A 22,561-nucleotide genomic window follows, 5' to 3' on the forward strand; every position below is an offset into this window, starting at 1 on the left:
AATGTTTCGCAATTGATACGAATACCTGTTTACCCTATATTCCGCCGCCTCAAATCCTTGGGGAGGGGAATAAAAATGGCACGTCAACCAGCACAAGTACCGGTCAGTTCACCACGTCTGCTCGCTTCCGCCATCGGCGTGGCGATCACCGCCGGCTCCGCAGGCCACATGGTGTTCGCCGCCGAAAAAACCGACAGCAAAGCCACCGGCAATGCCATCGCCCTGGACGCCACCGCCATCACCGGCGAAGCCCAGGACTCGACCTCCTACCAGGTCGAGAAAGCCTCCTCGCCCAAGTACACCGCGCCGCTGGTTGATACCCCGCGCTCGGTCACCGTTATCCCGCAACAAGTCCTGAAGGACACCGGCGCCCTGAACATGCAGGACGCGCTGCGCACCGTGCCGGGCATCACTTTCGGTGCCGGTGAAGGCGGCAACCCGCAGGGCGACCGTCCGTTCATCCGTGGTTTCGACGCCCAGGGCGACACCTACCTCGACGGCGTGCGCGATACCGGCTCCCAGAGCCGCGAAATCTTCGCCGTGGAAAACATTGAAGTCAGCAAGGGCCCGAACTCCGCCATCGGCGGTCGTGGCGCGGCGGGCGGCAGCATCAACCTGGTGAGCAAGAAAGCCCACTTGGGCAACTCGTTCGACGGTGGCTTCACCTGGGGCTCCGACCAGACTCAGCGCTACACGATGGATGGCAACTACCAGTTCAGCGACACCGCTGCCGGCCGTCTGAACCTGATGAGCCACGAGAGCAACGTCGCCGGTCGCGACAAGGTCGACTACGACCGCTGGGGCATCGCGCCATCCCTGGCCTTCGGCCTGGGCACCGACACCCGCGTCAACCTCGATTATTACCATCTCGAAAGCAACGACACGCCGGATTCGGGCATCCCTTACACCATTCCGGCAGGCGGCTCGGCGGCGCGCACCAAGTCCAACCCGGACAAGCCGTACGCCGGCGGCGATCACAGCAATTTCTACGGTCTGGACCGCGACTTCCGCAAGGGCCGCACCGACACCGCGACCTTCGCCATCGAGCATGACCTGAGCGACTCGCTGACGATCAAGAACACCCTGCGTCACGGCACCAGCATGCAGGATTACATCCTGACCCAGCCGGACGACAGCAAGGGCAACGTCAACAACGGCAGCGTCTGGCGTCGTGCGAACACTCGTGTGAGCAACACCGAGACCACCACCAACCAGACCGATCTGTTCGGCAACTTCTACGTTGCCGGCTTCAAGAACAGCTTCTCCACCGGTGTCGAGTACACCCGTGAGGAAAGCAGCAAATCCTCGTACAACGTCAACACCGACACCACGCCGCGCACCTCGGCCGTGACCACCAACTGCAACCCGGGCCTGATCGGCGCCGCCAGCGGCTACAACTGCACCTCGCTGTCGAACCCGACCCCGAACGATCCGTGGAACGGCGCAATCTCGCGCAACTACGCCGGCACCGACACCCAGTCCGATACCTACGCGCTGTATGCGTTCGACACCCTGGAGCTGTCCGAGCAATGGCTGGTGAACATGGGCCTGCGTTACGACCACTTCGAAACCGGCTACAAGACTTACAACAACGCTGGCCGCACCACCTCCAAGGGTGCTGACACCAGCGAGTTCGTCACCGGTCAGTTCGGCATCGTCTACAAACCGGCAGAGAACGGCAGCATCTACGCGTCCTACGCCACCTCCGCCACTCCGCCGGGCAACACCCTGGGTGAAGGTCAGGAAGGCAACCCGCTGGGCGGCACGCCGGATCGCAATGGCAACCTGCTCAAGAGCGACATGGAGCCGGAAACCACCAAGAACTACGAAATCGGTACCAAGTGGGATCTGCTGAACGATCGCCTGTCGCTGACCGCCGACATCTTCCGCACCGAGAAAGAAAACGCGCGTGTCCAGGTGGATACCACCTCGTACGAAAACGCCGGCAAGACCCGTGTACAAGGTATCGAGTTGTCCGCCAGCGGCAAGATCACCGACAAGTGGCAAGTGTTCGCCGGCTACGCCTACATGGACAGCGAACAGGTGGACGGTGGTGACCTGCCGGCCAACAAGCCCAACAACGGTAACGAGTTGCCCAACACGCCGAAGAACAGCGCCAGCCTGTGGACCACTTACCAGGTCACGCCGAAGCTGACCATCGGTGGCGGTGCGTTCTATGTGGATGACGTATTCGGCAACGTGGCCAACACCACCATGGTCGATTCCTACGTTCGCTACGACGCGATGGCGGCGTACAAGCTGAGCAAGAACGTCGACCTGCAACTGAACGTGCAGAACCTGACCAACGAGACCTACTACGACAAGGCCTTCTCGACCCACTTCGCCAACCAGGCGGCGGGCCGTACGGCATTGCTGAGTACCAACTTCCACTTCTGATCGAAGAGGGAAGTACCGAGCCCCGTTCATTCATTTGAGCGGGGCTTTTGTGCGTAATAAAGAACGTTTCTCGATAGGCCACGGCATAATGCACGCCGTGAACACAACCTCCGAACGGACAAGGCAAGCAACGTGTTGAAGAAAACCCTGTTCCAGTTGCACTGGTTTTTTGGCATCACTGCCGGGCTGGTGCTGGCCCTGATGGGCATCACCGGCGCTGCCTATTCGTTTCAGGACGAAATTCTCAAAGCCCTCAACCCTTCGGTGTTGCAGGTCGAGAAGCAGGTCGCCGGCGTGCTGCCGCCCGCCGATCTGGTGGCGCAGATCGAAGCGGCCTCGGGCAAGAAAGTCTCGATGCTGTCGGTCGAGACCGAAAGCGGCAGCGCCGGCCGCGTCTGGTTCACCCCGCCCAAAGGCGAGCGCCGGGGCGAGATGCGCTACTTCGATCCCTACACCGCCGAGTTCAAGGGCGAGGCCACCGGCCAGGATTTCTTCGGCCTGATGCTGCAATTGCACCGGTTCCTCGCCATGGGCGATACCGGTCGCAACATCACCGGCGCCTGCACCCTGATGTTGGTGTTCTTCTGCCTGTCCGGCCTGTACCTGCGCTGGCCACGACAGTGGAACAGCTGGCGTGTCTGGCTGACCCTCGACTGGAAGAAAAAGGGCCGCAGCTTCAACTGGGATCTGCACTCGGTGTTCGGCACCTGGTGCATGTTGGTGTATCTGCTGCTGGCACTGACCGGACTGTCCTGGTCCTACGAGTGGTACAACAAGGGCCTGACCCGACTGCTTTCCGATGCACCGCAAAACGAGCGCGTGCGCGGCGGTCGTGGCCCGGCCCCTGAAGGTCCGGCGCCGACTGCCGATTACGCCGCCATGTGGCTCAGCATCTACAGCACCGCCGGCCCGGGCCTCGCCGCCTACAACATCCGCATGCCGCCAGTGGCCGGTCAACCGGCGACCGTGTTCTACCTGCTCGACAGCTCGCCCCATGACCGCGCGCTGAACCAGATCACGCTCGACCCGGCCACCGGCGTGGTCAAGCGCGTCGACCGCTACGCCGACAAAAGCTTCAAGGCGCAATTGCTGACCAGCATTTACGCGCTGCACGTCGGCAGCTATTTCGGTCTGGTCGGGCGGATCATCGTCACCGTCGCGGCCGTCTTGATGCCGCTGTTCTTCATCACCGGCTGGCTGTTGTACCTGGATCGCCGGCGCAAGAAAAAACAGATCAAGGATGCCCGCAAAGGCCTCGACCAACCGGCCGGTGATACACCGGCGTGGCTGATCGGTTTCGCCAGCCAGAGCGGTTTTGCCGAGCAACTGGCATGGCAGACCGCCGGCCAGTTGCAGGCCGCCGGATTGCCGGTGAAAGTGCAGCCGCTGGCGAATGTCAGCGAGCAGGATCTGCGCGAATCGAACAACGCGCTGTTCGTGGTCAGTACCTTCGGCGACGGCGAAGCGCCGGACAGCGCGCGCGGTTTCGAACGCAAAGTGCTGAACAACGCCTCGACCCTCGACAGCCTCAACTACGCCGTACTCGGCCTCGGCGATCGGCAGTATCAACACTTCTGCGGTTTTGCCCGACGCTTGCATCATTGGCTCGGCGAACACGGCGGCAAGACCCTGTTCGCCCCGGTCGAAGTCGACAGCGGCGACCCTTACGCCCTGCGTCACTGGCAGACCCAGCTCGGCCTGCTCACCGGGCAAGCACCGGTCGACACCTGGCAGGCACCGAGCTACGAGAACTGGACACTGGTGCGCCGCGAGCTGATGAACCCGGACAGCGCCGGCGCACCGGTCTATCTGCTGGGTCTGACCGCACCGACCTCCCGCAGCTGGCTGGCCGGCGATCTGGTGGAAGTGCTGCCGCGCAATTGCCCGTGGGCAATCGAGCATTTCCTCGACGGCCTCGGCATCCGTGGCGAAACCAGCGTCAAGGTCAACGGCCTGCAAGAGTCGCTGGAAGTGGCCCTCGCCAGCCGCCAGTTGCCCGAGCACCGCGCCCATCTGGTGGGCCTGCACGCCCAGGCGCTGGTCGATGCGATGGTGCCGTTGGCAATGCGCGAATACTCGATCGCCTCGATTGCCGCCGACGGCGTACTGGAGCTGATCGTGCGGCAGGAACAGCATGCCGATGGCAGCCTCGGCATCGGCTCCGGCTGGCTGACCGAGCATGCGCAGATCGGCGGCAGCATCAGCCTGCGGGTCCGCCGCAACAGCGGTTTCCATCTGCCGAACGCTCCGGTGCCGATGATCCTGCTGGGCAACGGCACCGGCCTCGCCGGGCTACGCAGCTTGCTCAAGGCGCGGATCGCCGACAACCAACAGCGTCACTGGCTGCTGTTTGGCGAACGCAATCGCGAGCACGACTTCCTCTGCCGCGCAGAGCTGGAAGAGTGGTTGATCAACGGTGATCTGGAACGCCTCGATCTGGCGTTCTCGCGTGATCAGGCCGAGAAGATTTACGTGCAGGATCGCCTGCGCGAATCGGCCGGCGAGCTGAAGAAATGGCTGGCGGACGGTGCAGTGATCTACATCTGCGGCAGCCTTCAAGGCATGGCTTCGGGGGTGGATCAGGTGCTCAATGAAGTGCTGGGCGCCGCTGAAGTCGAACGTCTGATCGAACAGGGTCGTTATCGTCGCGACGTTTACTGATTCGCCTTGGGTAACTGTGGGAGCAACCGTGCTCCCACAGGTTCAGCACTGGATTCAGACTGGCTGCAGTTTCTGCTCAAACACCGCCACCCCCTCCAGATCCCGCAACACCACGCTCATCTCCCCGCTCTGCCCCTCGATGTTCACCTCGCCGAAAAACTGAAACCCGGCAAACGGTGAAGCGTTTTGCGTCGGGGGCGCTTTCTGAAACACCACTTGCGGGCCGAAGGTCTTGTCCAGCGGATTGGGGCCGAAACTGCCGGCGTTCAACGGCCCTGCGACAAACTCCCAGAACGGTTCGAAATCCTGGAACGCCGCGCGATCAGGGTGATAGTGATGCGCCGCGCAGTAATGCACGTCCGCCGTCAGGAACACGAAATTGCGCACCTGATGTGCCCGCAGGAACCCGAGCAATTCGGCCACTTCCAGTTCGCGCCCCTGGGCCGGACCGGGATCGCCGTTGGCCACCGCTTCCCAGCGCGCAACACCGGGACTGACTTCGCCGTCGGGCACGCCGAGACCGATCGGCATGTCGGCGGCAATCACTTTCCACTGGGCTTTCGAGGCCTTCAATCCACGCTTGAGCCAGTTCAGTTGCTCGCGCCCGAGGAACGGTTTTTCCGCCCCGAGATTGTCGTCGTTGGCGCCGCGATAACTGCGCATGTCGAGCACGAACACATCGAGCATCGGCCCATAACTGAGCTTGCGATAAATCCGCCCGCCGCCATCGGCCGCCTGCAAACGCATCGGCGCATATTCGAGCCAGGCCTGACGCGCACGGCCGACCAGGGTGTGGATATTTTTTTCCTGATAACGCTCGTCGAGCTGCTTGCCCGGCGACCAGTTGTTGACCACTTCATGGTCGTCCCACTGCCAGATCTGCGGCACTTCGGCGTTGAAGCGACGGACGTTTTCGTCCATCAGGTTGTAGCGGTAATTGCCGCGATAATCGTCGAGGGTCTGGGCGACCTTGCTCTTGGCTTCCGTGGTGAGGTTACGCCAGATCCGGCCACCCTCGGTGGTCAGCTGCGCCGGCACCGGGCCGTCGGCATAGATCGTGTCGCCGCTGTGGATAAAGAAGTCCGGCAGGCGCATGCGCATGGCTTCATAGATGCGCATGCCGCCGATATCGGGGTTGATGCCGAAGCCCTGGCCGACGGTGTCGCCGCTCCAGACGAAGCGGATATTGCGCCGCGCCGTCGGTGCACTGCGCAAGTGGCCGAGCCACGGCTCGCTGGCGACGCCGGTGCGGGCGTCCTTGAAATACACGCGGTAGAAAATCGCCTGATCAGCGGGCAACCCGGTGAGTTCGACGCGGGCGGTGAAATCGCTGCGGGCATCGGCCAGCGCCGAGACGACTCGGCGCGGATGACGGAACTGGCTGCGGGTGTCCCACTCCACCACCATCTGTGCCGGGCGGTCGGCGCGGCTCCAGATCATCGCGCGGTCACCCTGCAGGTCGCCGGATTGCACGCCGTCAGTGAGTAGCGGTCGATCCTTGACCGACGCGATCACGGCCGGCGCCAGCCCCGGCATCAGCAGTCCGGCGCCGACGGCTTGCATCACGCGCCGGCGACCGGGATTGAAATCGCTCATGGTGTTCTCCCTGAAAAAAGGAAAACTTAAGCACTGCTAGATGAAAAGGGTGTGACACGTCACGCCTTCGCGGGCTCCAGCGCCAGTTCCACGGCTTCCGGGCGCTTGACCAGCGCATACACCACCGCCGTCAGCAGACTGCCCGCGACAATCGCCAGCAGGTACAACAGCGCATGGTTGATCGCATTCGGAATCGCCAGCACGAACAGCCCACCGTGGGGCGCCATCAGTTTGCAGCCGAAGTACATCGACAGCGCACCGGTCAGCGCACCGCCGGCAATGCTCGCCGGGATCACCCGCAAAGGGTCTTTCGCGGCAAACGGAATCGCCCCTTCGGAGATGAAGCACAACCCGAGCACCAGCGCCGCTTTACCGGCCTCGCGTTCGGTCTGGGCAAACTTGCGTCGGGCGATGAAGGTGGCGATACCCAGACCGATCGGCGGCACCATGCCGGCGGCCATGGTCGCGGCCATCGGTGCATAACTCTGCGAGGCGAGCAGCCCCACCGAGAACGCATACGCGGCCTTGTTGATCGGCCCGCCGAGGTCGACGCACATCATGCCGCCCAGCAGCACACCGAGCAGGATCGCGTTGGTGGTGCCCATGCTGTCGAGGAAATGGGTCAGCGCCGCAAGCATCCCGGCCACCGGTTTGCCGACCACGTAAATCATCACCAGTCCGGTGAACAGACTGGCGAACAACGGGATGATCAGAATCGGTTTCAGCGCTTCGAGACTTTGCGGCAGCGCCACATAGCGACTGATTGCTTTGGCGGCATAGCCTGCGATAAACCCGGCAACGATCCCGCCGATGAATCCGGCCCCCAGGGTGCTCGCCAGCAAACCGCCGATCATCCCCGGCGCGAGTCCGGGACGGTCGGCAATCGACCAGGCGATGTAACCGGCCAGCAGCGGCACCATCAATTTGAACGCGGTCTCGCCACCGATCTGCATCAGCGCCGCCGCCAGCGTGCCTTCTTCCTTGAACGCGGTGATGCCGAACACGAACGACAAGGCGATCATCAGCCCGCCCGCTACCACCATCGGCAGCATGAACGACACACCGGTCAGCAGGTGTTTGTAGACGCCGCTTTTCTCTTGTTTGGCCGGGGCCTTGCCGTCGCCGGCAGCGTTTTCAACGACACCTTCGGCCAGGGCTTTTTTCAGCGTGGCTTCGGATTGCTTCAACGCAATGCCGGTGCCGCAGCGGTAGATTTTCTTGCCGGCGAAACGCTCGGTGGCGACTTCAATGTCGGCCGCCAGCAGCACCACGTCAGCCTCGGCAATCGCTGCCGCGCTCAGCGGATTTCGCGCGCCGACCGAGCCCTGGGTTTCGACTTGCAGGTCGTAGCCCAGACGCTTGGCGGCTTGCTGCAAGGCTTCGGCAGCCATGAATGTATGAGCGACGCCGGTCGGGCATGCAGTGACCGCGACCAGACGCGGCGCTTGCGCGCTGGCAACCACGGGCGGCGTTTCGTCAGCGACGTAAACCTGCGCCTCGACGGCGCCACGCCGCAGCACGTCTTCAACATCCTGCAGGGCTTGCGCCGGCGCAATCCGAAAGACTTTCTTGCCGATGAACCGGGTCATGTCCACCGGTCCCGTGGTCACCAGCAACACCCACTCGGCGGCTTCGATGGTGGCCGCTGACAACTCGCGTTCCGGGTGCGCCGCATCCACCACTTCGACGCTGGTGCTCCAGCCCTGACGCTGGGCCGCGGCATCCAGCAGCCGGGCGCACAGCACACTGGTGACCATGCCGTTAGGGCAGGCCGTGACAATGGCTAACTTCATGACAAACCCTCTTATTGTTCTGTCAGGGGGCGCACGCGCACACCCTGTTCGAGCTGCACCAGTTGCGCAGCATCGTGAATACCGAATCCGATCTGGGTCACTGCCTGCGCCGCAATCGCCGTGGCCGTGCGCAGGGTCTGTTCCGGCGTGTCGGCGCTGAGCAGACCGTGGAGCATGCCGGCCAGCAACGAATCGCCGGCACCGACCGTACTGGCGACGCTGACCTTCGGCGGCGTCGCATGCAACGCCGAGCCGACGCTGAACCAGTTCACACCTTCGGCACCGTGGGAAATCACCACGTGCTCGATGCCCTGAGCGTGCAGCCGATTGGCCGCTTCAGCCTGAGACGCGTGGGACACCACTTCACAACCCAGCGCATCGGCCAGCTCTTCGGTGTTCGGCTTGATCAGCCACGGGCCGGCCTTGAGCGCCGCGCGCAAGGCGTCGCCGCTGGTGTCCAGGGCGACTTTCAGGCCCAACGTTTTCAAGCGTTCGACCAGTTCGCGCAACCACTGTGCAGTGACTCCGCGCGGCAAGCTGCCCGCAACTACAACCGCGTCATGCCCCGGCGCGATCTGCACCAGTCGATCCAGCAACGCCTGTTGCGCCACCACGCCGACCACCGGCCCCGGGCCGTTGATGTCGGTAATGCGGCCATCCTGTTCCGCGACCTTGATGTTGCTGCGGGTCTCGCCGGGCACCCGGATAAACGCATCGGTGAAACCGCGCTTGGCGAACAGGGTTTCGAACGCTTGCAGATTGTCTTCGCCGAGAAAGCCGCTGACCGTCAGTTGATGACCGAGGTCGGCCAGCACTTGCGCAACGTTGACACCCTTGCCGGCGGCGTGGGTGTGCATCTCGTCGCTGCGGTTGACCTGACCGGCCTCAAGACGTGGCAACTGCACCGTAAGGTCCAGCGCCGGGTTGAGGGTCAGGGTGAGAATCTTGGCCATTACAGGGCCTCCACTAATGCGCGCACTTCGTTGGCGCTGCCCACGGCCAGGGCTTGTTGAGCAAGGGTTTGCGTTTGCGTCAGGCTGAGTTCGCGGATGCGTGCCTTGACCTCGGCGATGCTGCGCCCGGAGACGCTCAGTTCATCCACACCGAGGCCGACCAGCACCGGCACCGCCAGCGGATCCGCCGCCAGCTCGCCGCACACGCCGACCCATTTGCCATGGGCATGGGCCGCGCGCACGGTGATGTCGATCAGTTGCAGGACCGCCGGGTGCAGGCCGTCAGCCTGGGCGGACAGGGTCGGATGACCACGGTCGATCGCCAGCGTGTACTGGGTCAGGTCGTTGGTGCCGACGCTAAAGAAATCCACCTCTTTGGCCAGCACCGGCGCCAGCAAGGCGGCGGACGGCACTTCGATCATGATCCCCAGTTGCAGGTCGGCAACCGGGATTTCCAGACGCAGGCGTTCGGTCATGTCGCGGGCCTGACGCCACTCTTCGACGCTGCCGACCATCGGGAACATGATCCGCAAAGGACGGTTGTCCGCCGAACGCAGCAAGGCGCGCAACTGCGCTTCCATGATCTGCGGACGCTGCAAGGTCAGGCGAATCCCGCGCACGCCGAGGAACGGGTTTTCTTCCTTGGCGATCGGCCAATACGGCAGCGGTTTGTCGCCGCCGACATCGAGGGTGCGCACCACCAGCGGCCGACCGGCTAGGCCATCGAGGACGCGGCGGTATTCGGCTTCCTGAGTCGCTTCGTCCGGCGCTTGCGGATGGGCCATGAAAATCAACTCGGTGCGCAGCAGGCCGATGCCTTCGGCGCCCTGCTCCACCGCGCTGATCACACCGGCGCTTTCGCCGATGTTGGCGAACACTTCCACGGCGTGGCCATCGGTGGTGTGCGCCGGTTGATGACGTTGTTCGGCGGCGGCTTTCAAGCGTTGTTCGCGGGTGTCGCGCTCTTCGCTGGCGCGCTGCAGGGTCGCGGCATCCGCGTCCACATGCAGGCGACCGCGCTGACCATCGAGCAGCAATGGCGTACCCGGTTCCAGCAGTAACACGGCAGCGCCCGCACCGACCAGCGCCGGAATCCCCAGCGCGCGAGCCACGATGGCGCTGTGAGCGGTGGCGCCGCCACGGGCAGTGAGAATCCCCGCGACCCGCGCCGGATCCAGCCGCGCAACGTCGGACGGGCCGACCTCATCCATCACCAGAATGTACGGTTGCTCAGGCTCGGCGGGCGTCTGCACGCCACACAGTTGCGCCAGTACCCGGCGGCCAATGTCGCGCAGGTCTGCGGCACGTTCGGCGAGCAACGCGTCCTGCAACGCTTCCTGTTGTTTCGCGGCGGCCTCGATCACGGCCATCCACGCTGCTTCAGCGCTTTCGCCCTGCTTGAGGCGGGTGTCGACTTCGTCGGTGAGTTCCGGGTCGTCGAGCATTTCCTGGTGGGTGATGAAAATCTCGCGGATCGCCTTGGCCTTGCTGCGCTCGATCAGGCCCTGAATGTCCTGACGCACGTCGGCCAGCGCTTGCTTGAGACGTTCGCGCTCGATGGCGGCAGACTCGCCGCGCAACGGGTAATCGATGGTTTGCTGGACCTGAATGTGCGCCGGGCCGATAGCGATGCCAGGGGCGGCAGGGATCGCTTGCAGCAGACTGCCGGAGGCCGGGGCGGTCAGCACTTCTGCGATGTCCGTAATCACTTCGCGCTGTTGACTGACTGCGGGCAACGGTTCGACTTCTTCGCCGAGGCCTTCTTCGATGGCGGCGAGCAAGGCCGGCAAGGCATCGGCGGCAATGCTCGGCTCGGCGATGATTTCCAGCACCTGGCCACGACGGGCGCCGAGGCTCAGCAGTTTGCTCAGGCTTTTCACCGATACGGCGCTGTCCTGACTGTCGACGATGCGCACACGAATCTCGCCGTCAAAACTTTTCGCCAATTGCGCGAGGATTTTCGCCGGCCGCGCGTGCAGACCATGGGCGTTGGCCAGTGCGATACGTGCGCTCGGCCAGTCGGCCGGCAACTCACCGCCAAGCACTTCGAGGACTTTACGGCTGCTGGTGGCGCGGCCCAGTTCATGGCCGCGACCTTCGATCAGCAACGCGCACAAACGCTCGAGCAACGCCTGATGCGCTTCACCGAGGCTGGCCAGACAGAACAGACCGCTGAGCGGCTGGCCGAGGTAACGCATCGGTTTGTCCGGGGTGACGAAGGCCAGGCCCGGACGCTTCACGGTCTGCTCGCTGTGCAGCCACCACAGGCCATCGCCCAGCGGCAGCGCTTCGACTTGCTGCAGCACGCCGGCGAAACCGTTGCTCACGCAATCGGCCTGGCGCAGCAAACGCGCACCGCGCCAGACCAGTTCTTCGAAATCGTCGGCGGATACGCCGAGGCCGATCATCTGCGCATCCAGCGCCAGTTCCTGCGGCGCGCCTTGCAGCAGTTTCAGCAGCGCTTCCGGCGAACTTGAGCGGCGCAGGGCCTGGCCCAGATCGGTCTCGCCGAGGGCGCGGGTCAGCAGTTGCAGCAGGCGCAGGTGTTCGTCGGATTTGGCGGCGATGCCGATGGCCAGATAGACGATCTGGCCATCGCCCCAGTCCACGCCGTCGGGGAACTGCATCAGGCGCACGCCGGTGGCGAACACCTGATCACGGGTTTCAGGGGTGCCGTGGGGAATCGCAATACCTTGGCCGAGGAAGGTCGAGCCCTGAGCCTCCCGGGCCTGCAGGCCGGCGAGGTAGCCGTCGGCGACAAGTCCATCGGCGACCAGATGACTGGCCAGCAATTGCAAAGCGGCGGGTTTATCCACAGCCGACTGGCCCATGGATATCTGCTCTACAGTGAGCTCGAGCATGCGATCTCCTTTTTGGCGTCGTTTGACGCCAGGTATTGTTTTGAATGGTTGCAGCTTAGGCGCTGTAGGCCATCCTTTTCAGGAGGCAGTTTTGGCGGTTTCACGGCAGAACCGGCCAAAGGCGTCTAAAACGTAGAAAATACGCTTGCTGAAACGTTTAATCTAGATTGATCGGCACGTTACTCGATAATGTCCCATCCTTGAAGTCCAACTTGTCGGATGCGCTGAGACAATGGTCGCCTGCCTGAATCGGGTAGGATTGGCGAAAATGTCGCGGCAAGCTCGAAAAAACAAGGAAATCCCGGGTTGAAACTCAGTGATATCGCGCGGTTGGCCGGAGTGTCCGTGACCACCGCCAGCTACGTCATCAACGGCAAGGCCGAACAGCAACGCATCAGCAACGCCACCGTCGAGCGGGTGCGGGCGGTGGTCGAGCTGCACGGCTTTACCCCCAATCCACAGGCAGCCGGGCTGCGCAGTCGGCACACCCGGACCCTGGGTTTTATCCTGCCGGATCTGGAAAACCCCAGTTACGCGCGGATCGCCAAACTGCTGGAGCAAGGCGCCCGGGCGCAGGGTTATCAGCTGCTGATCGCCAGCTCCGACGACGCGCCGGACAGCGAGCGACAACTGCTGCAACTGTTCCGCGCCCGGCGCTGCGATGCATTGATCGTCGCCAGTTGCCTGCCGGCCGGTGACGACAGTTATCGTCAGTTGCAGGCCAAGGGCTTGCCGATCATCGCCATCGACCGGGTGATGGATGCCGAACATTTCTGTTCGGTGGTCAGCGATGACCGCGAAGCCAGCCTGCACCTGACCGAAAGCCTGCTCGACCCGCATCCGAAGCAGATCGTGCTGCTGGGCGCCCGCCCGGAACTGAGCATCAGCCAGGAACGTGCGGCCGGGTTCAAGCAAGCCCTGGCCGGGTTCAAGGGCGAAGTGCTGATCGAGCACGCCGAATCCTTCAGCCGCGAGTGCGGCAAGCAATTGATGGAAGAACTTCTGCAACGTCTCGGGCATTTGCCGGATGCGCTGGTGACCACGTCCTACGTGCTGCTGCAGGGCGTGTTCGACGCGCTGCATGACTTCCCGCTCAAATCGCGCCCACTGCGTCTCGGCACATTCGGTGACACCCAGTTGCTCGACTTCCTGCCTCTGCCGGTCAACGCCATGGCCCAGCAGCACCAGTTGATCGCCGACAAGGCGCTGGAACTGGCGCTGGCGGCGGTCGAACAATCGGACTACCAGCCCGGCGTGCAGGCCATCGCCCGTACCTTCAAGCAGCGTATTCACCGGGACTGAGCCGTGGAGCTGATCGACAGCCACACCCATCTGGACTTCCCTGACTTCGACGCCGACCGCGCGGCGCTGCTCACCGAAAGCCGCGCCCTCGGGGTGCGGCGAATGGTGGTGCTCGGGGTCTACGAGGGTAACTGGCAACGGGTGTGGGATCTGGTGCAAAGCGATGCCGATCTGTACGCGGCCTTCGGTTTGCACCCGGTCTATCTCGATCAGCATCGGCCGCAAGACTTGCTGGCACTGGGCGACTGGCTGACACGGCTAAAGGGTCATAGGCAGCTGTGCGCGGTCGGTGAAATCGGCCTGGATTACTTCATCGAAACCCTCGATCGCGAACGCCAGCAGGCGCTGTTCGAAGCGCAGCTGCAACTGGCGGCGGATTTCGAATTACCGGCGCTGATCCACGTACGGCGCAGCCATGCGGCGGTGATCGCCACGCTCAAGCGTTTCAAACTCAAACGCGCCGGCATCATCCACGCCTTTGCTGGCAGCCGTGAAGAGGCGCGGGAATACATCAAGCTTGGTTTCAAACTTGGCCTCGGGGGTGCACCGACCTGGCCGCAGGCGTTGCGCATGCACCGGGTGCTGGTCGACTTGCCGCTGGATTCGGTGGTGCTGGAAACCGACTCACCGGACATGGCGCCCGCCATGTACCCCGGCGTACGCAATACGCCGGCGCATCTGCCGGCGATCTGCGACTCACTGGCCACTTTGATGAACATCAGTGCGCAACAACTCGCCGCCGCCAGTACCGCCAACAGCTGCGACGTGTTCGGCTGGTAGTCAGTCGGCGTGAGCCTTGGCCGCGTCGAGAATCAGCGTCAGGTGCTGGCGCTGCCGGGCATAACGAATCACCGCGAAGTACACGAAAATCGCGATCAGCGATCCGTTCAGCTGCTCGGTGACGCTGAGCAGACCCACCCATTCCATCACCAGGGCCACCAGCAGCGCGGTGCACACCGTCACCAGCGCACTGGCGCGCAGCAGGCCAAGTGAATCGAGCGAACGAAAGCGTTTGATCTGCTTCGGGCAGCGCAGCTCCAGGCTTTTTTGGCAGTGGGCGCAGGTGAACGCTTCGTGGATCGAAATGGCATTCAGTTGCCAGGGCTTGAGCAGCAGCGTGGTCTGGCAGTGGGCGCAGCGGCCCTGGACGCCCAGGGTTGCGACGGACATGTGCGATCTCCTCCAAGTGGTCAATGAATTGATCTTGGTTCATTGAAGCCGAAAAACCAGCGCCTGGAGGAAAACAGGATTGGGCTTACAGATGTAGGCAAAAAAGTACTACAAGCCATTCCGAAAAAACCTGCCTCACAGGAGGCAGGTCGCTTCAAACCCGGAACGCGCTGATCAACTGCTTCAACTCGACCACCTGCGCCGACAACGCACGGCTGGCGTCTTCGGTCTGATGCGCACCTTCTGCGGTGCGCTCGCCGGCACGGTTGATCTCGACGATATTCTGGTCGATGTCGTGGGCCACGGCGGTCTGCTGCTCGACAGCGGCGGCGATCTGCTGGTTTTGATCGACGATCATGCCGACAGCACCGAGGATGTTTTCCAGCGCCTGCTGGACTTTCTCCGACTGCCCTACCGTGCCGTTGGCCATCTGATGGCTGACGCCCATGGCCTTCACCGCCGCGCCGACGCCGCCATGGAGCTTGGCGATCATCTGCTCGATTTCTTCGGTCGATTGCTGAGTGCGCTTGGCCAGCGTGCGGACTTCGTCCGCGACCACGGCAAAACCGCGCCCCTGCTCACCGGCCCGTGCGGCTTCAATCGCGGCGTTGAGCGCCAGCAGGTTGGTCTGTTCGGCGATGCTCTTGATCACTTCCAGAACGCGGCTGATCGCCTGGCTGTCGCTGGCCAACTGGTTGATCACCAGCACCGATTGATCGATCTCGCTCGCCAGTGCCGCGATGCTGCCCTGCTGCGATTCCACCAGTCCGCGCCCATTGATGGTTTCATCGTTCACGCTGTGGGCGCTGCTGACCGCTGCCGCCGCACTGCGTGCCACCTCCAGCGACGTTGCCGACATCTGGTTCATCGCCGTCGCCACTTGTTCGATCTGTGTGCGTTGCCCGGCGACCGCCTGATTGCTTCGCGCCGAGACGTTTTCCACCTGCCCCGCCTGCCGCTCGACCTCGCCAACGGTGTGGCCGACCCGTTCGATCAGGTCATGGATTTTCCTCACCGTACCGTTGAACACTTCGCCCAACTCGCCGAGTTCATCGCGGCTGTTGGCGTGGAAATTCACCGTCATGTCGCCCGCCGCGACTTTATCCATCATGGCGCCGAGGTTTTTCAGGGTGGCGCGGGTCGAGGCATAGAAGCCACCGTAGAGATAGAAAATCAGCACGAACACCAGCGACAACGCCACGGCTTGCAGCACCATGTGCGTACGGTTTTGCCCCAGGCGCTGTTGCAATTGGGTGTCGAGGAATTTCAGGGTGGCGTCGTTGAGCTGATAGGTCTGGTCCATCAGCCCGGTGAGCTGGTCATAAAAACCCTGCCATGGGGCGTCGAGGGTTTCGGCCATCACCACTTGTTCTTCGATCAGGGTGCCGGCCTGTTTCAGCGACGCCTTGCTGGCATCGGCCGGGGCGCTCAGGGAGTCACGGGCGGCTTTGCTCGAACCCAGCGCATCCTGCAATTTCAGGCCATATTCGGCCTGAAGCTTTTCGATCTGCACCAGCAACTCGTCGAAACGGGTGCTCGACGAACTGTTGAGAAAGCCCTGGCCCAATGAATACGAGCCCATCGCCCGACCTTCGCCCAAGGCCTGGGTGACGGCCGGCGTGATCGCGGTGATCAGCTCGCTGAGCTGGCGTATGTCGCTCTGGTTGTCGCGACTCAATCCGGCCTGACTGGCCACGATCTGGCTGAAAATCTGCGCATTGCCGAGCAATTTGCCAATCAGCGCACTTTTGCTTTGCAGAGAGTTTTCCGCCTGCTGGGCCTTGAAAGCGGCGATCATTTCATCGCGCTTGGCCTCGAAGAATTTGATCTGCTCCGGATCCTCGGTCATGGGCGTCAGCCCTTGCAGGCGCGCCAGAACGTTTTGCTCAAGACTGGTGATCTGCGCCTCGACATTGCCGGCCTTGCCGGACTGGCCGAGGGTGACGTTGATCTGCACCAGATTGTTGAGGGTTTCCAGATCCCGGCGCAGGGTCAGGCTGCTGCCCAGCAGGTCGAGGCTCTGCAGCTCGACCCGGGTGCCCTGGAATTCGCGGTAGGAATCGCGCACCAGATAGAAATTGGTCACCAGCATCGGCACCAGGAACAGCACGCTGATCAGGCTGAACTTCATGCCGAAGCTCAAGCGGTTCATCAGCGAGACGGCGGGATAGAGCAAGCTCTTCACTGGAAGTCTCCCTTGGTTTTTTCTTGTTTTTATTGGCAGGCGCGGGGCGACAGCAGATAGCCACTATCGGGCGCTATCTCTGTATAGCTCAAATCGAAGGGAGGTTTTGTAACTTAAGGTTAACGAGGGGGATTGCCCCCCTCATTACTCGAACGGCCTACGCCAGCACTGTCCACAGGGCAAATCCGGCATACCACAGCACCGCCGCCCGCAGCAGCAACTCCCACAGGCAGTCGAGGGTGTTGATGCCTTCGGGGCCGACAGCGGCCGGCGGGATTTCCCCGGCCGCGAGCCCGACCCTGTTGATCAGTTGCGCGGCGCTGATGTTCCAGTTCAGCAGCTCGTGCAGCATCACCCGACTGACCGCGACGAAATTGCCGACCAGGGCGAGGCTCGCCGCCAGCAGGCGCACCGGCACCCAGTCGAAGGCATGACGCAGTTGCCCTGCCCGTTCGGCCACTGCCGGGTTCTGGGCGTTTTCCTCCGCCAGCGCCAGCAAGCGGTAACTCAGTGCCGCCACCGGACCGAGCAGGAAGTACCAGAAAATCACCGCAAAAAAGCTCTGGTAGGCCTGCCACAACAGATGCCGCTGCACTTGCTCCAGCAATTGTTCTCCGCTTTCGGCGCAGATGTTCAGATCACGCTTGGCCACATGGGCGGCGGCCTGCAGGTCCTCACGGCGCCAGGCGTCGCGAAACGGCCCGAGTTCGCCGAGCAGGTCACCCCGCCCCAGGCTGTAAATCACCACCAGCAAATGCACCGGCAATGCCAGCAGACCATAGGCCACCGGCTCCAGCACCAGCAGCAACAAGCCCAGCAATGCCACCGGCAGCAGCACCAGAACAATCAGCACCAGCCACGGCTGTTTCGCCAGCCCACCGGTTTCAAGCTTGTGCAGTTCGCGGATCCATCCGCCATCGCGTTGCACCCGTTGGCGCAGAGCCGAGAACTTCTCGATCCATACCGCCAGCAGTAACACCAGAAAACTCATTGTCCTTCCTCTTGTGCCAGGGCGGCGCGGTAGCGTGCCCAGTCGAATGCGGGTCCGGGGTCGGTCTTGCGTCCGGGGGCGATGTCGCTGTGCCCGCAGATGCGCTCGACGGTGATCGCCGGGAACGCCGCCTGTATCTGCCGGGTCAGCACGGTCAACGCCTGGTACTGCGCGTCAGTGAACGGCAGATCATCGGTGCCTTCCAGCTCGATGCCTACGGAAAAATCGTTACAGGTTTCCCGTCCCTCGAACACCGAAACGCCGGCATGCCAGGCGCGCTCAAGACAGGAGACAAACTGGGTGACCTTGCCGTCACGTTCGATCAGAAAATGCGCCGACACGCGCAGGTCGGCGATCCCCGCAAAGTAGGGATGTTCCGTGACATCCAGACGATTCTGGAAAAATTCCTGGACCTTGCCGGTGGCGAACTGTGCCGGCGGCAGGCTGATGTTGTGGATGACCAACAGGGAGACTTCGCCCGCCGGGCGTTCATTGAAGTTGGGCGAAGGGCAGACCTGCACCCCGTGACACCACCCGCTTGCGGGATCCAACTGCATACCGATTCCTTCAACGCCGACTGTGTTGGCGACCAGTATGCCGTGATCGGCCCCCGGCGCGCGATCACTTGCCGCGATTGAGCCGCCGCAGATTGCCGAGCACCGACTCCAGCGCCCGGTCGAACAGCAAGGTGTCGTCCAGCGCCCGCACCGCGCCGCGACGAAACGCCAGGGCCAGTTCCGTGCGGTCGCGCTCCAGCACTTTCATGCCGGTGCGGTCGACGAACACGTACTTGCCGGTAGCCTCGATGATCGCCGCCAGCTTGCAGCGCAGAGTGTGTTCTTCGTCCTCCTCGAACGCCACCCAACTGCCCAGACGCAACTGTTCGACCTGGCGCAGACCGACATCGTCGGCTGGCAAACGCGCTGGCGTGCGTGGTTTGAGACCGTCGTCAGCCATCTGCAGGACAATCGTCTGCGACACTTCGATCATTTCCGGCAGCACGGACTGATCCGGTGCGCTGGACGGTTCGAGCAGCCGCACATGCAGCGCTTCCAGCTCACTGAAAAAACCGCTGGTGGCAAACGGATCGAAGGCCGAAGTGCTCAGGCCGTCGCGCAATGACTTGAGCAATCCCGGCACCAGCGCCAGCAGACGCAGACCGGCTTCGGCGTCGTCGTGACGCTGCACGCTCCAGATCAATTGCTCCATGGTCTGCACGTCGGCCTGCCATTCGGCGGACTGATCGCCGTGCTTGAGGCAGGTCAGCAGCAACACCTTGCTCCAGGCGTCCTGCACGAACGTCACCACCGACGGTGGCAGGACCTTGCCCAGCAAAGCCTGATTGAGCGCCTGCTCGACCCGCTGGCGAGCCAGTTCGGTTTTCGCCCGGCCCTCTTCGGCATCGCGCAAACGCTGTTCAAGCAATTCGCTGCGACGGCGCTCGTCACTGGTGAAGGCGAGGAAGTCCGCCAGCAACTCGGAAAAAATCGCCGGGTCATCGACGAAATCCGTCAGCAGGCGCTGCACCACTTGCTCGATGCGCAGGTACAGGCTGTCGCGCGCATTACCGTCGCACTCGCCCCAGCCCATCGCCGCCTCGGCGATTTCGTTGAGCAGGCGGCGCGCCGGATGGCTGCTGCGGCTGAAGAAGCTTTTGTCGATCACCGCGACCTTCAACATCGGGATCTGCAACCGGGCAATCAGCGCCTTGAGGGAATCCGGCAGGTTGCGATCATCGAGAATGCAGTCGAAGACCATGGCCACCAGATTGATCACGTCCTCGTCAGCCCCGCCGACAATTCGCGACTTGCCGCTGCGCACGCTGACCCGGGTCAGCAGTTGTTCAAGTTGATGACGCAGATCGAAGTCGTCCTGCACCGCCAGCGCCGGCACGTATTGCTGCAGGTGCGAGAGCAGGCGCAGCAGGTCGCGGGTGGAAATTGGTTGGGCGGGAGCGCTGGGTTCCAGGGTCGGCGCAACGGTACCGCGCACATGCAGCAGCAACTCCTGCAACGCGGCGAAGACGTCCTGCACGCCCGCATCCGTCTGAGGTTTGTCGACGCCCTTGAATTCACTCTGCACGCTGGCCACGGCCTGATCGATGGCACGACGGGCCGGTGCCGGCTTGAGTTCGGGCAACACGCCCGTGGCGATCAGCAGTTGGTTGGCTTCGGCGTAGAGTTGATCGGTATCGGCCAGCACATAGCGCTCGAACAATTTGAGCAGGATCAGCTTGACCTTGATCTCCACCCCCAGATTGCGCCCGGCCTGCAGGAAGTACTCGCAAAGCATCGCCGGGCCCAGCGGGTTGTAATGATCGCCCAGAGTCTTGCCCAACAACGCATTGAACCGCGCGGTCAGTTGATCGAGGGCGAACCCGTCGCGATTGAGTACGCGGCCGACCATGGTTTCGACCGCGACGCTGCGCTCCATGTCATCAGTGCGCGCCGAGGTGTCCCCATATTGCAAGGCGTGAGACAGGACGGTGGGGACGGGATCGAATTGAGTGAGGCCGACAAAGGCTTCGAAGAACTGCTCGAGAAAACCGCGCTCGATGTTCTTGCGCTTGAGGCGCAGGTCGCGCATGGCTTCGAAAAAGATGTTCTGTTCGACGTCGTTACGCGCCCGATCGGCCATTTCGAACAGGGTGTCGTCGGCGTTATCGAACAGCTCCTGCAAACCGTTGCGCAGGCGCTGGGCAGCCTTGTCGCGAACCTGAAGCAGAATCACAGGCAGGCGGGCGAGCGGCGAGTGAGGCGCCTGATCGGTAGTGGCCTTGTGCAGAGGCACTACATTCCCGTCGTTGTGCATCCAAGCCTCCTGAAACGGTGATTTGCCGACGTCAAACTCATGGCGTCAAATGCAAGGCGGATTATCTTGCAAAAGATGTCCCCGGCGCCAGAGCCGTCAGGGTTTCCCCTATGCGCCGGCACCTTGAAGTGACCACGACAGAATCGGGTTTGCTCAAAGAAAATCGACCGGATGCAGCGCTGCGTGGCTGTTCTCGCCTTGGGTTGGCCGACGCCATGCCCCTATAATCGGACCACTTAGTTTGTGGAGCCCGTTATGCCGAATCTACGTCTCGCCGATTTGACCGCCGAAATCGAAGCCAACGTGCGCCGTGCGTTGCTCGAAGACATCGGCAGCGGCGACATCACCGCGCAACTGATCCCGGCCGAACGCCTGGCCAAAGCCACCATCATCACCCGTGACGCCGCCGTCATCAGTGGCACGGCCTGGGTCGATGCGGTGTTCCGCCAGCTCGATCCGCGGGTGGCGGTGCATTGGCAGGTGCGCGATGGCGAACGGGTTTCGCCGAATCAGCCGTTGTTTCATCTGGAAGGCCCTGCCCGGTCGCTACTGACCGGCGAGCGCAGCGCCCTGAACTTCCTGCAATTGCTGTCGGGCGTGGCGACCCGCGCGCAGTACCTGGCGGACTTCGTCGCCGAGACCTCGGTAAAACTGCTCGACACCCGCAAGACCCTGCCGGGCCTGCGTCTGGCGCAGAAATACGCGGTCACCTGCGGCGGTTGCCATAACCATCGCATCGGTCTCTACGACGCGTTCCTGATCAAGGAAAACCACATCGCTGCCAGCGGCGGCATCCCGCAGGCCATTGCCGCTGCGCACAAGATCGCCCCGGGCAAGCCGGTGGAAATCGAAGTGGAAAGTCTGGAAGAGCTGAAGGAGGCGCTGGCCGCCGGTGCCGACATCATCATGCTCGATGAGCTGAGCCTCGACGACATGCGCGAAGCCGTGCGCCTGAACGGCGGCAAGGCAAAACTGGAAGCCAGTGGCGGCATCAACGAAAGCACGCTGCTGCCGATCGCACAGACCGGGGTGGATTACATCTCGATCGGCGCGATGACCAAGGACGTGAAGGCCGTGGATCTGTCGATGCGCCTGAGCATCTGAGTCGATCACGCAATAAAAAACGCCAGCCCTTTCGAGGCTGGCGTTTTTGTTTCAGACCACCAGATTGTTCATCTCGCAGTACTCTTCCCACTCGACGCCCAACACTTCGGCCGCTTCCTTGTGCAGCTCCAGGCGCTTGGCCTCGAACTCCTCAGGCGTGCTGGTGTACTTGAGGGTCAATTCCCACGGCTGCAGGCCCTGGGCTTCGGCTTCATCTTCGAACGCCCACTGGATCTGGTCTTTCTGATCATCGGGACTCAGGTCCTTGATCTCTTCCTTCAGATCCGGGACATCCAGAATGTATTTTCTAAGCGCTTCTTCGTGACGTTGCTCTTGAGTTAATTCGGTCATGGCGTTCTCGCTGATCATAGGAATGGAGGATGGATCTGGATCATCAAGGATCTCTCTGACGCGGACTGTCCGGCCTTCGGAACCATTCGGGATCATCTGAAAACTGCTGGGCGATGCTCATGCAGGCACCGAATATAGGACGTTTGCATGACGAATTACACGGCTCTTTACATCTCTCCCACAAAAAGTTGACCTGTGGAACATAAATGCCGGTTCAAAAGGATAAGGGAGAGGTGGTGCCCGAGACAGGAATCGAACCTGCGACCTTCGCGTTACGAGTGCGCTGCTCTACCGGCTGAGCTACACGGGCGGTGGGCTAAACCTAGCACCGGTCTTGCAGGTCGGCAACTTCGCCGAATGACTCGATATTTCACGGACAAAAAAAT

General features: G+C 62.5%; 15 protein-coding genes, 1 tRNA gene and 1 pseudogene. 5 read left to right on the top strand and 12 right to left on the bottom strand.

Features of this window, described 5'->3' with window-relative positions; genetic code table 11:
* Positions 1-75 precede the first annotated feature (75 nt).
* Both L6D74_RS16785 and L6D74_RS16790 read left to right on the top strand, forming a co-directional pair.
* Positions 76-2,397: a TonB-dependent receptor gene (locus L6D74_RS16785; RefSeq protein ID WP_236189849.1), complete on the top strand. Its 2,322-nt coding sequence runs from the start codon at positions 76-78 to the stop codon at positions 2,395-2,397.
* A gap of 132 nt (positions 2,398-2,529) precedes the next feature.
* Positions 2,530-5,058: a PepSY domain-containing protein gene (locus L6D74_RS16790; protein WP_236189850.1), complete on the top strand. Its 2,529-nt coding sequence runs from the start codon at positions 2,530-2,532 to the stop codon at positions 5,056-5,058.
* Between the two features lie 54 nt (positions 5,059-5,112).
* On the opposite strand, the gene L6D74_RS16795 is transcribed toward L6D74_RS16790, so the two are convergent.
* Genes L6D74_RS16795 through ptsP form a run of 4 tightly spaced genes read right to left on the bottom strand, consistent with a single transcriptional unit; the run spans position 5,113 to position 12,261 of the window.
* Complete coding sequence (locus L6D74_RS16795) at positions 5,113-6,654, bottom strand: alkaline phosphatase D family protein (protein ID WP_236189851.1); 1,542 nt, start codon at positions 6,652-6,654, stop codon at positions 5,113-5,115.
* Between the two features lie 59 nt (positions 6,655-6,713).
* A complete protein-coding gene (locus L6D74_RS16800) occupies positions 6,714-8,447 on the bottom strand; it encodes a PTS fructose-like transporter subunit IIB (RefSeq protein WP_085647665.1) in 1,734 nt (577 codons plus the stop codon).
* An 11-nt stretch (positions 8,448-8,458) separates the two neighbouring features.
* The gene (gene pfkB, locus L6D74_RS16805; RefSeq protein WP_236189852.1) at positions 8,459-9,400 is read right to left on the bottom strand and encodes a 1-phosphofructokinase; all 942 of its coding nucleotides are present in this window, start codon (positions 9,398-9,400) and stop codon (positions 8,459-8,461) included.
* Positions 9,400-12,261: a phosphoenolpyruvate--protein phosphotransferase gene (ptsP, locus tag L6D74_RS16810; protein WP_236189853.1), complete on the bottom strand. Its 2,862-nt coding sequence runs from the start codon at positions 12,259-12,261 to the stop codon at positions 9,400-9,402. Before ptsP ends, pfkB begins: the two co-directional genes overlap by 1 nt.
* 306 nt (positions 12,262-12,567) lie before the next feature.
* Between ptsP and cra the strand changes: the two genes are divergently transcribed.
* Positions 12,568-13,563 (top strand): catabolite repressor/activator, encoded by a 996-nt coding sequence (gene cra / locus L6D74_RS16815; RefSeq protein WP_236189854.1) that lies wholly within the window; start codon positions 12,568-12,570, stop codon positions 13,561-13,563.
* Between the two features lie 3 nt (positions 13,564-13,566).
* On the top strand, positions 13,567-14,343 hold the full coding sequence (locus tag L6D74_RS16820) for a TatD family hydrolase (RefSeq protein ID WP_236189855.1): 777 nt from the start codon (positions 13,567-13,569) through the stop codon (positions 14,341-14,343).
* Here the strand turns inward: L6D74_RS16820 and L6D74_RS16825 are convergent, their stop codons facing one another.
* The 6 genes and pseudogenes from L6D74_RS16825 to L6D74_RS16845 form a co-directional block, all read right to left on the bottom strand.
* Positions 14,344-14,733: a hypothetical protein gene (locus tag L6D74_RS16825; RefSeq protein ID WP_236189856.1), complete on the bottom strand. Its 390-nt coding sequence runs from the start codon at positions 14,731-14,733 to the stop codon at positions 14,344-14,346.
* Positions 14,734-14,887: 154 nt separating this feature from the next.
* The gene (locus L6D74_RS30125; RefSeq protein ID WP_371916405.1) at positions 14,888-15,601 is read right to left on the bottom strand and encodes a methyl-accepting chemotaxis protein; all 714 of its coding nucleotides are present in this window, start codon (positions 15,599-15,601) and stop codon (positions 14,888-14,890) included.
* 144 nt (positions 15,602-15,745) lie between these two features.
* Positions 15,746-16,885: pseudogene (locus L6D74_RS30130) on the bottom strand (HAMP domain-containing protein); the annotation flags it as partial.
* A 190-nt stretch (positions 16,886-17,075) separates the two neighbouring features.
* Positions 17,076-17,909, bottom strand: coding sequence for a regulatory signaling modulator protein AmpE (gene ampE, locus L6D74_RS16835; RefSeq protein WP_039769185.1), 834 nt, complete (start codon positions 17,907-17,909; stop codon positions 17,076-17,078).
* Positions 17,906-18,466: a 1,6-anhydro-N-acetylmuramyl-L-alanine amidase AmpD gene (gene ampD / locus L6D74_RS16840; RefSeq protein WP_011332414.1), complete on the bottom strand. Its 561-nt coding sequence runs from the start codon at positions 18,464-18,466 to the stop codon at positions 17,906-17,908. Before ampD ends, ampE begins: the two co-directional genes overlap by 4 nt.
* Positions 18,467-18,530: 64 nt before the next feature.
* Positions 18,531-20,720: a DUF1631 domain-containing protein gene (locus L6D74_RS16845; protein WP_236189858.1), complete on the bottom strand. Its 2,190-nt coding sequence runs from the start codon at positions 20,718-20,720 to the stop codon at positions 18,531-18,533.
* A gap of 255 nt (positions 20,721-20,975) precedes the next feature.
* Between L6D74_RS16845 and nadC the strand changes: the two genes are divergently transcribed.
* Positions 20,976-21,824, top strand: coding sequence for a carboxylating nicotinate-nucleotide diphosphorylase (gene nadC, locus L6D74_RS16850; RefSeq protein ID WP_007953729.1), 849 nt, complete (start codon positions 20,976-20,978; stop codon positions 21,822-21,824).
* A 51-nt stretch (positions 21,825-21,875) separates the two neighbouring features.
* Here nadC and L6D74_RS16855 read toward each other — a convergent pair whose 3' ends face one another.
* Positions 21,876-22,175, bottom strand: a complete 300-nt coding sequence (locus L6D74_RS16855; protein ID WP_039769697.1) for a DUF6388 family protein — start codon at positions 22,173-22,175, stop codon at positions 21,876-21,878.
* Positions 22,176-22,409: 234 nt separating this feature from the next.
* Positions 22,410-22,485, bottom strand: a tRNA-Thr gene (locus tag L6D74_RS16860).
* Positions 22,486-22,561 lie beyond the last annotated feature (76 nt).

The organism is Pseudomonas pharyngis, from assembly GCF_021602345.1.
In the GTDB taxonomy this organism is placed as follows: Bacteria; Pseudomonadota; Gammaproteobacteria; order Pseudomonadales; family Pseudomonadaceae; genus Aquipseudomonas; species Aquipseudomonas pharyngis.

Bases quoted from the DNA above. Each gene is read 5' to 3' on its own strand.
- L6D74_RS30125 (WP_371916405.1), bottom strand. From the start codon at position 15,601: ATGAACCAGATGTCGGCAACGTCGCTGGAGGTGGCACGCAGTGCGGCG.
- ampD (WP_011332414.1), bottom strand. From the start codon at position 18,466: ATGCAGTTGGATCCCGCAAGCGGGTGGTGTCACGGGGTGCAGGTCTGC.
- L6D74_RS16800 (WP_085647665.1), bottom strand. From the start codon at position 8,447: ATGAAGTTAGCCATTGTCACGGCCTGCCCTAACGGCATGGTCACCAGT.
- L6D74_RS16855 (WP_039769697.1), bottom strand. From the start codon at position 22,175: ATGACCGAATTAACTCAAGAGCAACGTCACGAAGAAGCGCTTAGAAAA.
- L6D74_RS16825 (WP_236189856.1), bottom strand. From the start codon at position 14,733: ATGTCCGTCGCAACCCTGGGCGTCCAGGGCCGCTGCGCCCACTGCCAG.
- ptsP (WP_236189853.1), bottom strand. From the start codon at position 12,261: ATGCTCGAGCTCACTGTAGAGCAGATATCCATGGGCCAGTCGGCTGTG.
- pfkB (WP_236189852.1), bottom strand. From the start codon at position 9,400: ATGGCCAAGATTCTCACCCTGACCCTCAACCCGGCGCTGGACCTTACG.
- nadC (WP_007953729.1), top strand. From the start codon at position 20,976: ATGCCGAATCTACGTCTCGCCGATTTGACCGCCGAAATCGAAGCCAAC.
- L6D74_RS16785 (WP_236189849.1), top strand. From the start codon at position 76: ATGGCACGTCAACCAGCACAAGTACCGGTCAGTTCACCACGTCTGCTC.
- L6D74_RS16845 (WP_236189858.1), bottom strand. From the start codon at position 20,720: ATGCACAACGACGGGAATGTAGTGCCTCTGCACAAGGCCACTACCGAT.
- L6D74_RS16795 (WP_236189851.1), bottom strand. From the start codon at position 6,654: ATGAGCGATTTCAATCCCGGTCGCCGGCGCGTGATGCAAGCCGTCGGC.
- ampE (WP_039769185.1), bottom strand. From the start codon at position 17,909: ATGAGTTTTCTGGTGTTACTGCTGGCGGTATGGATCGAGAAGTTCTCG.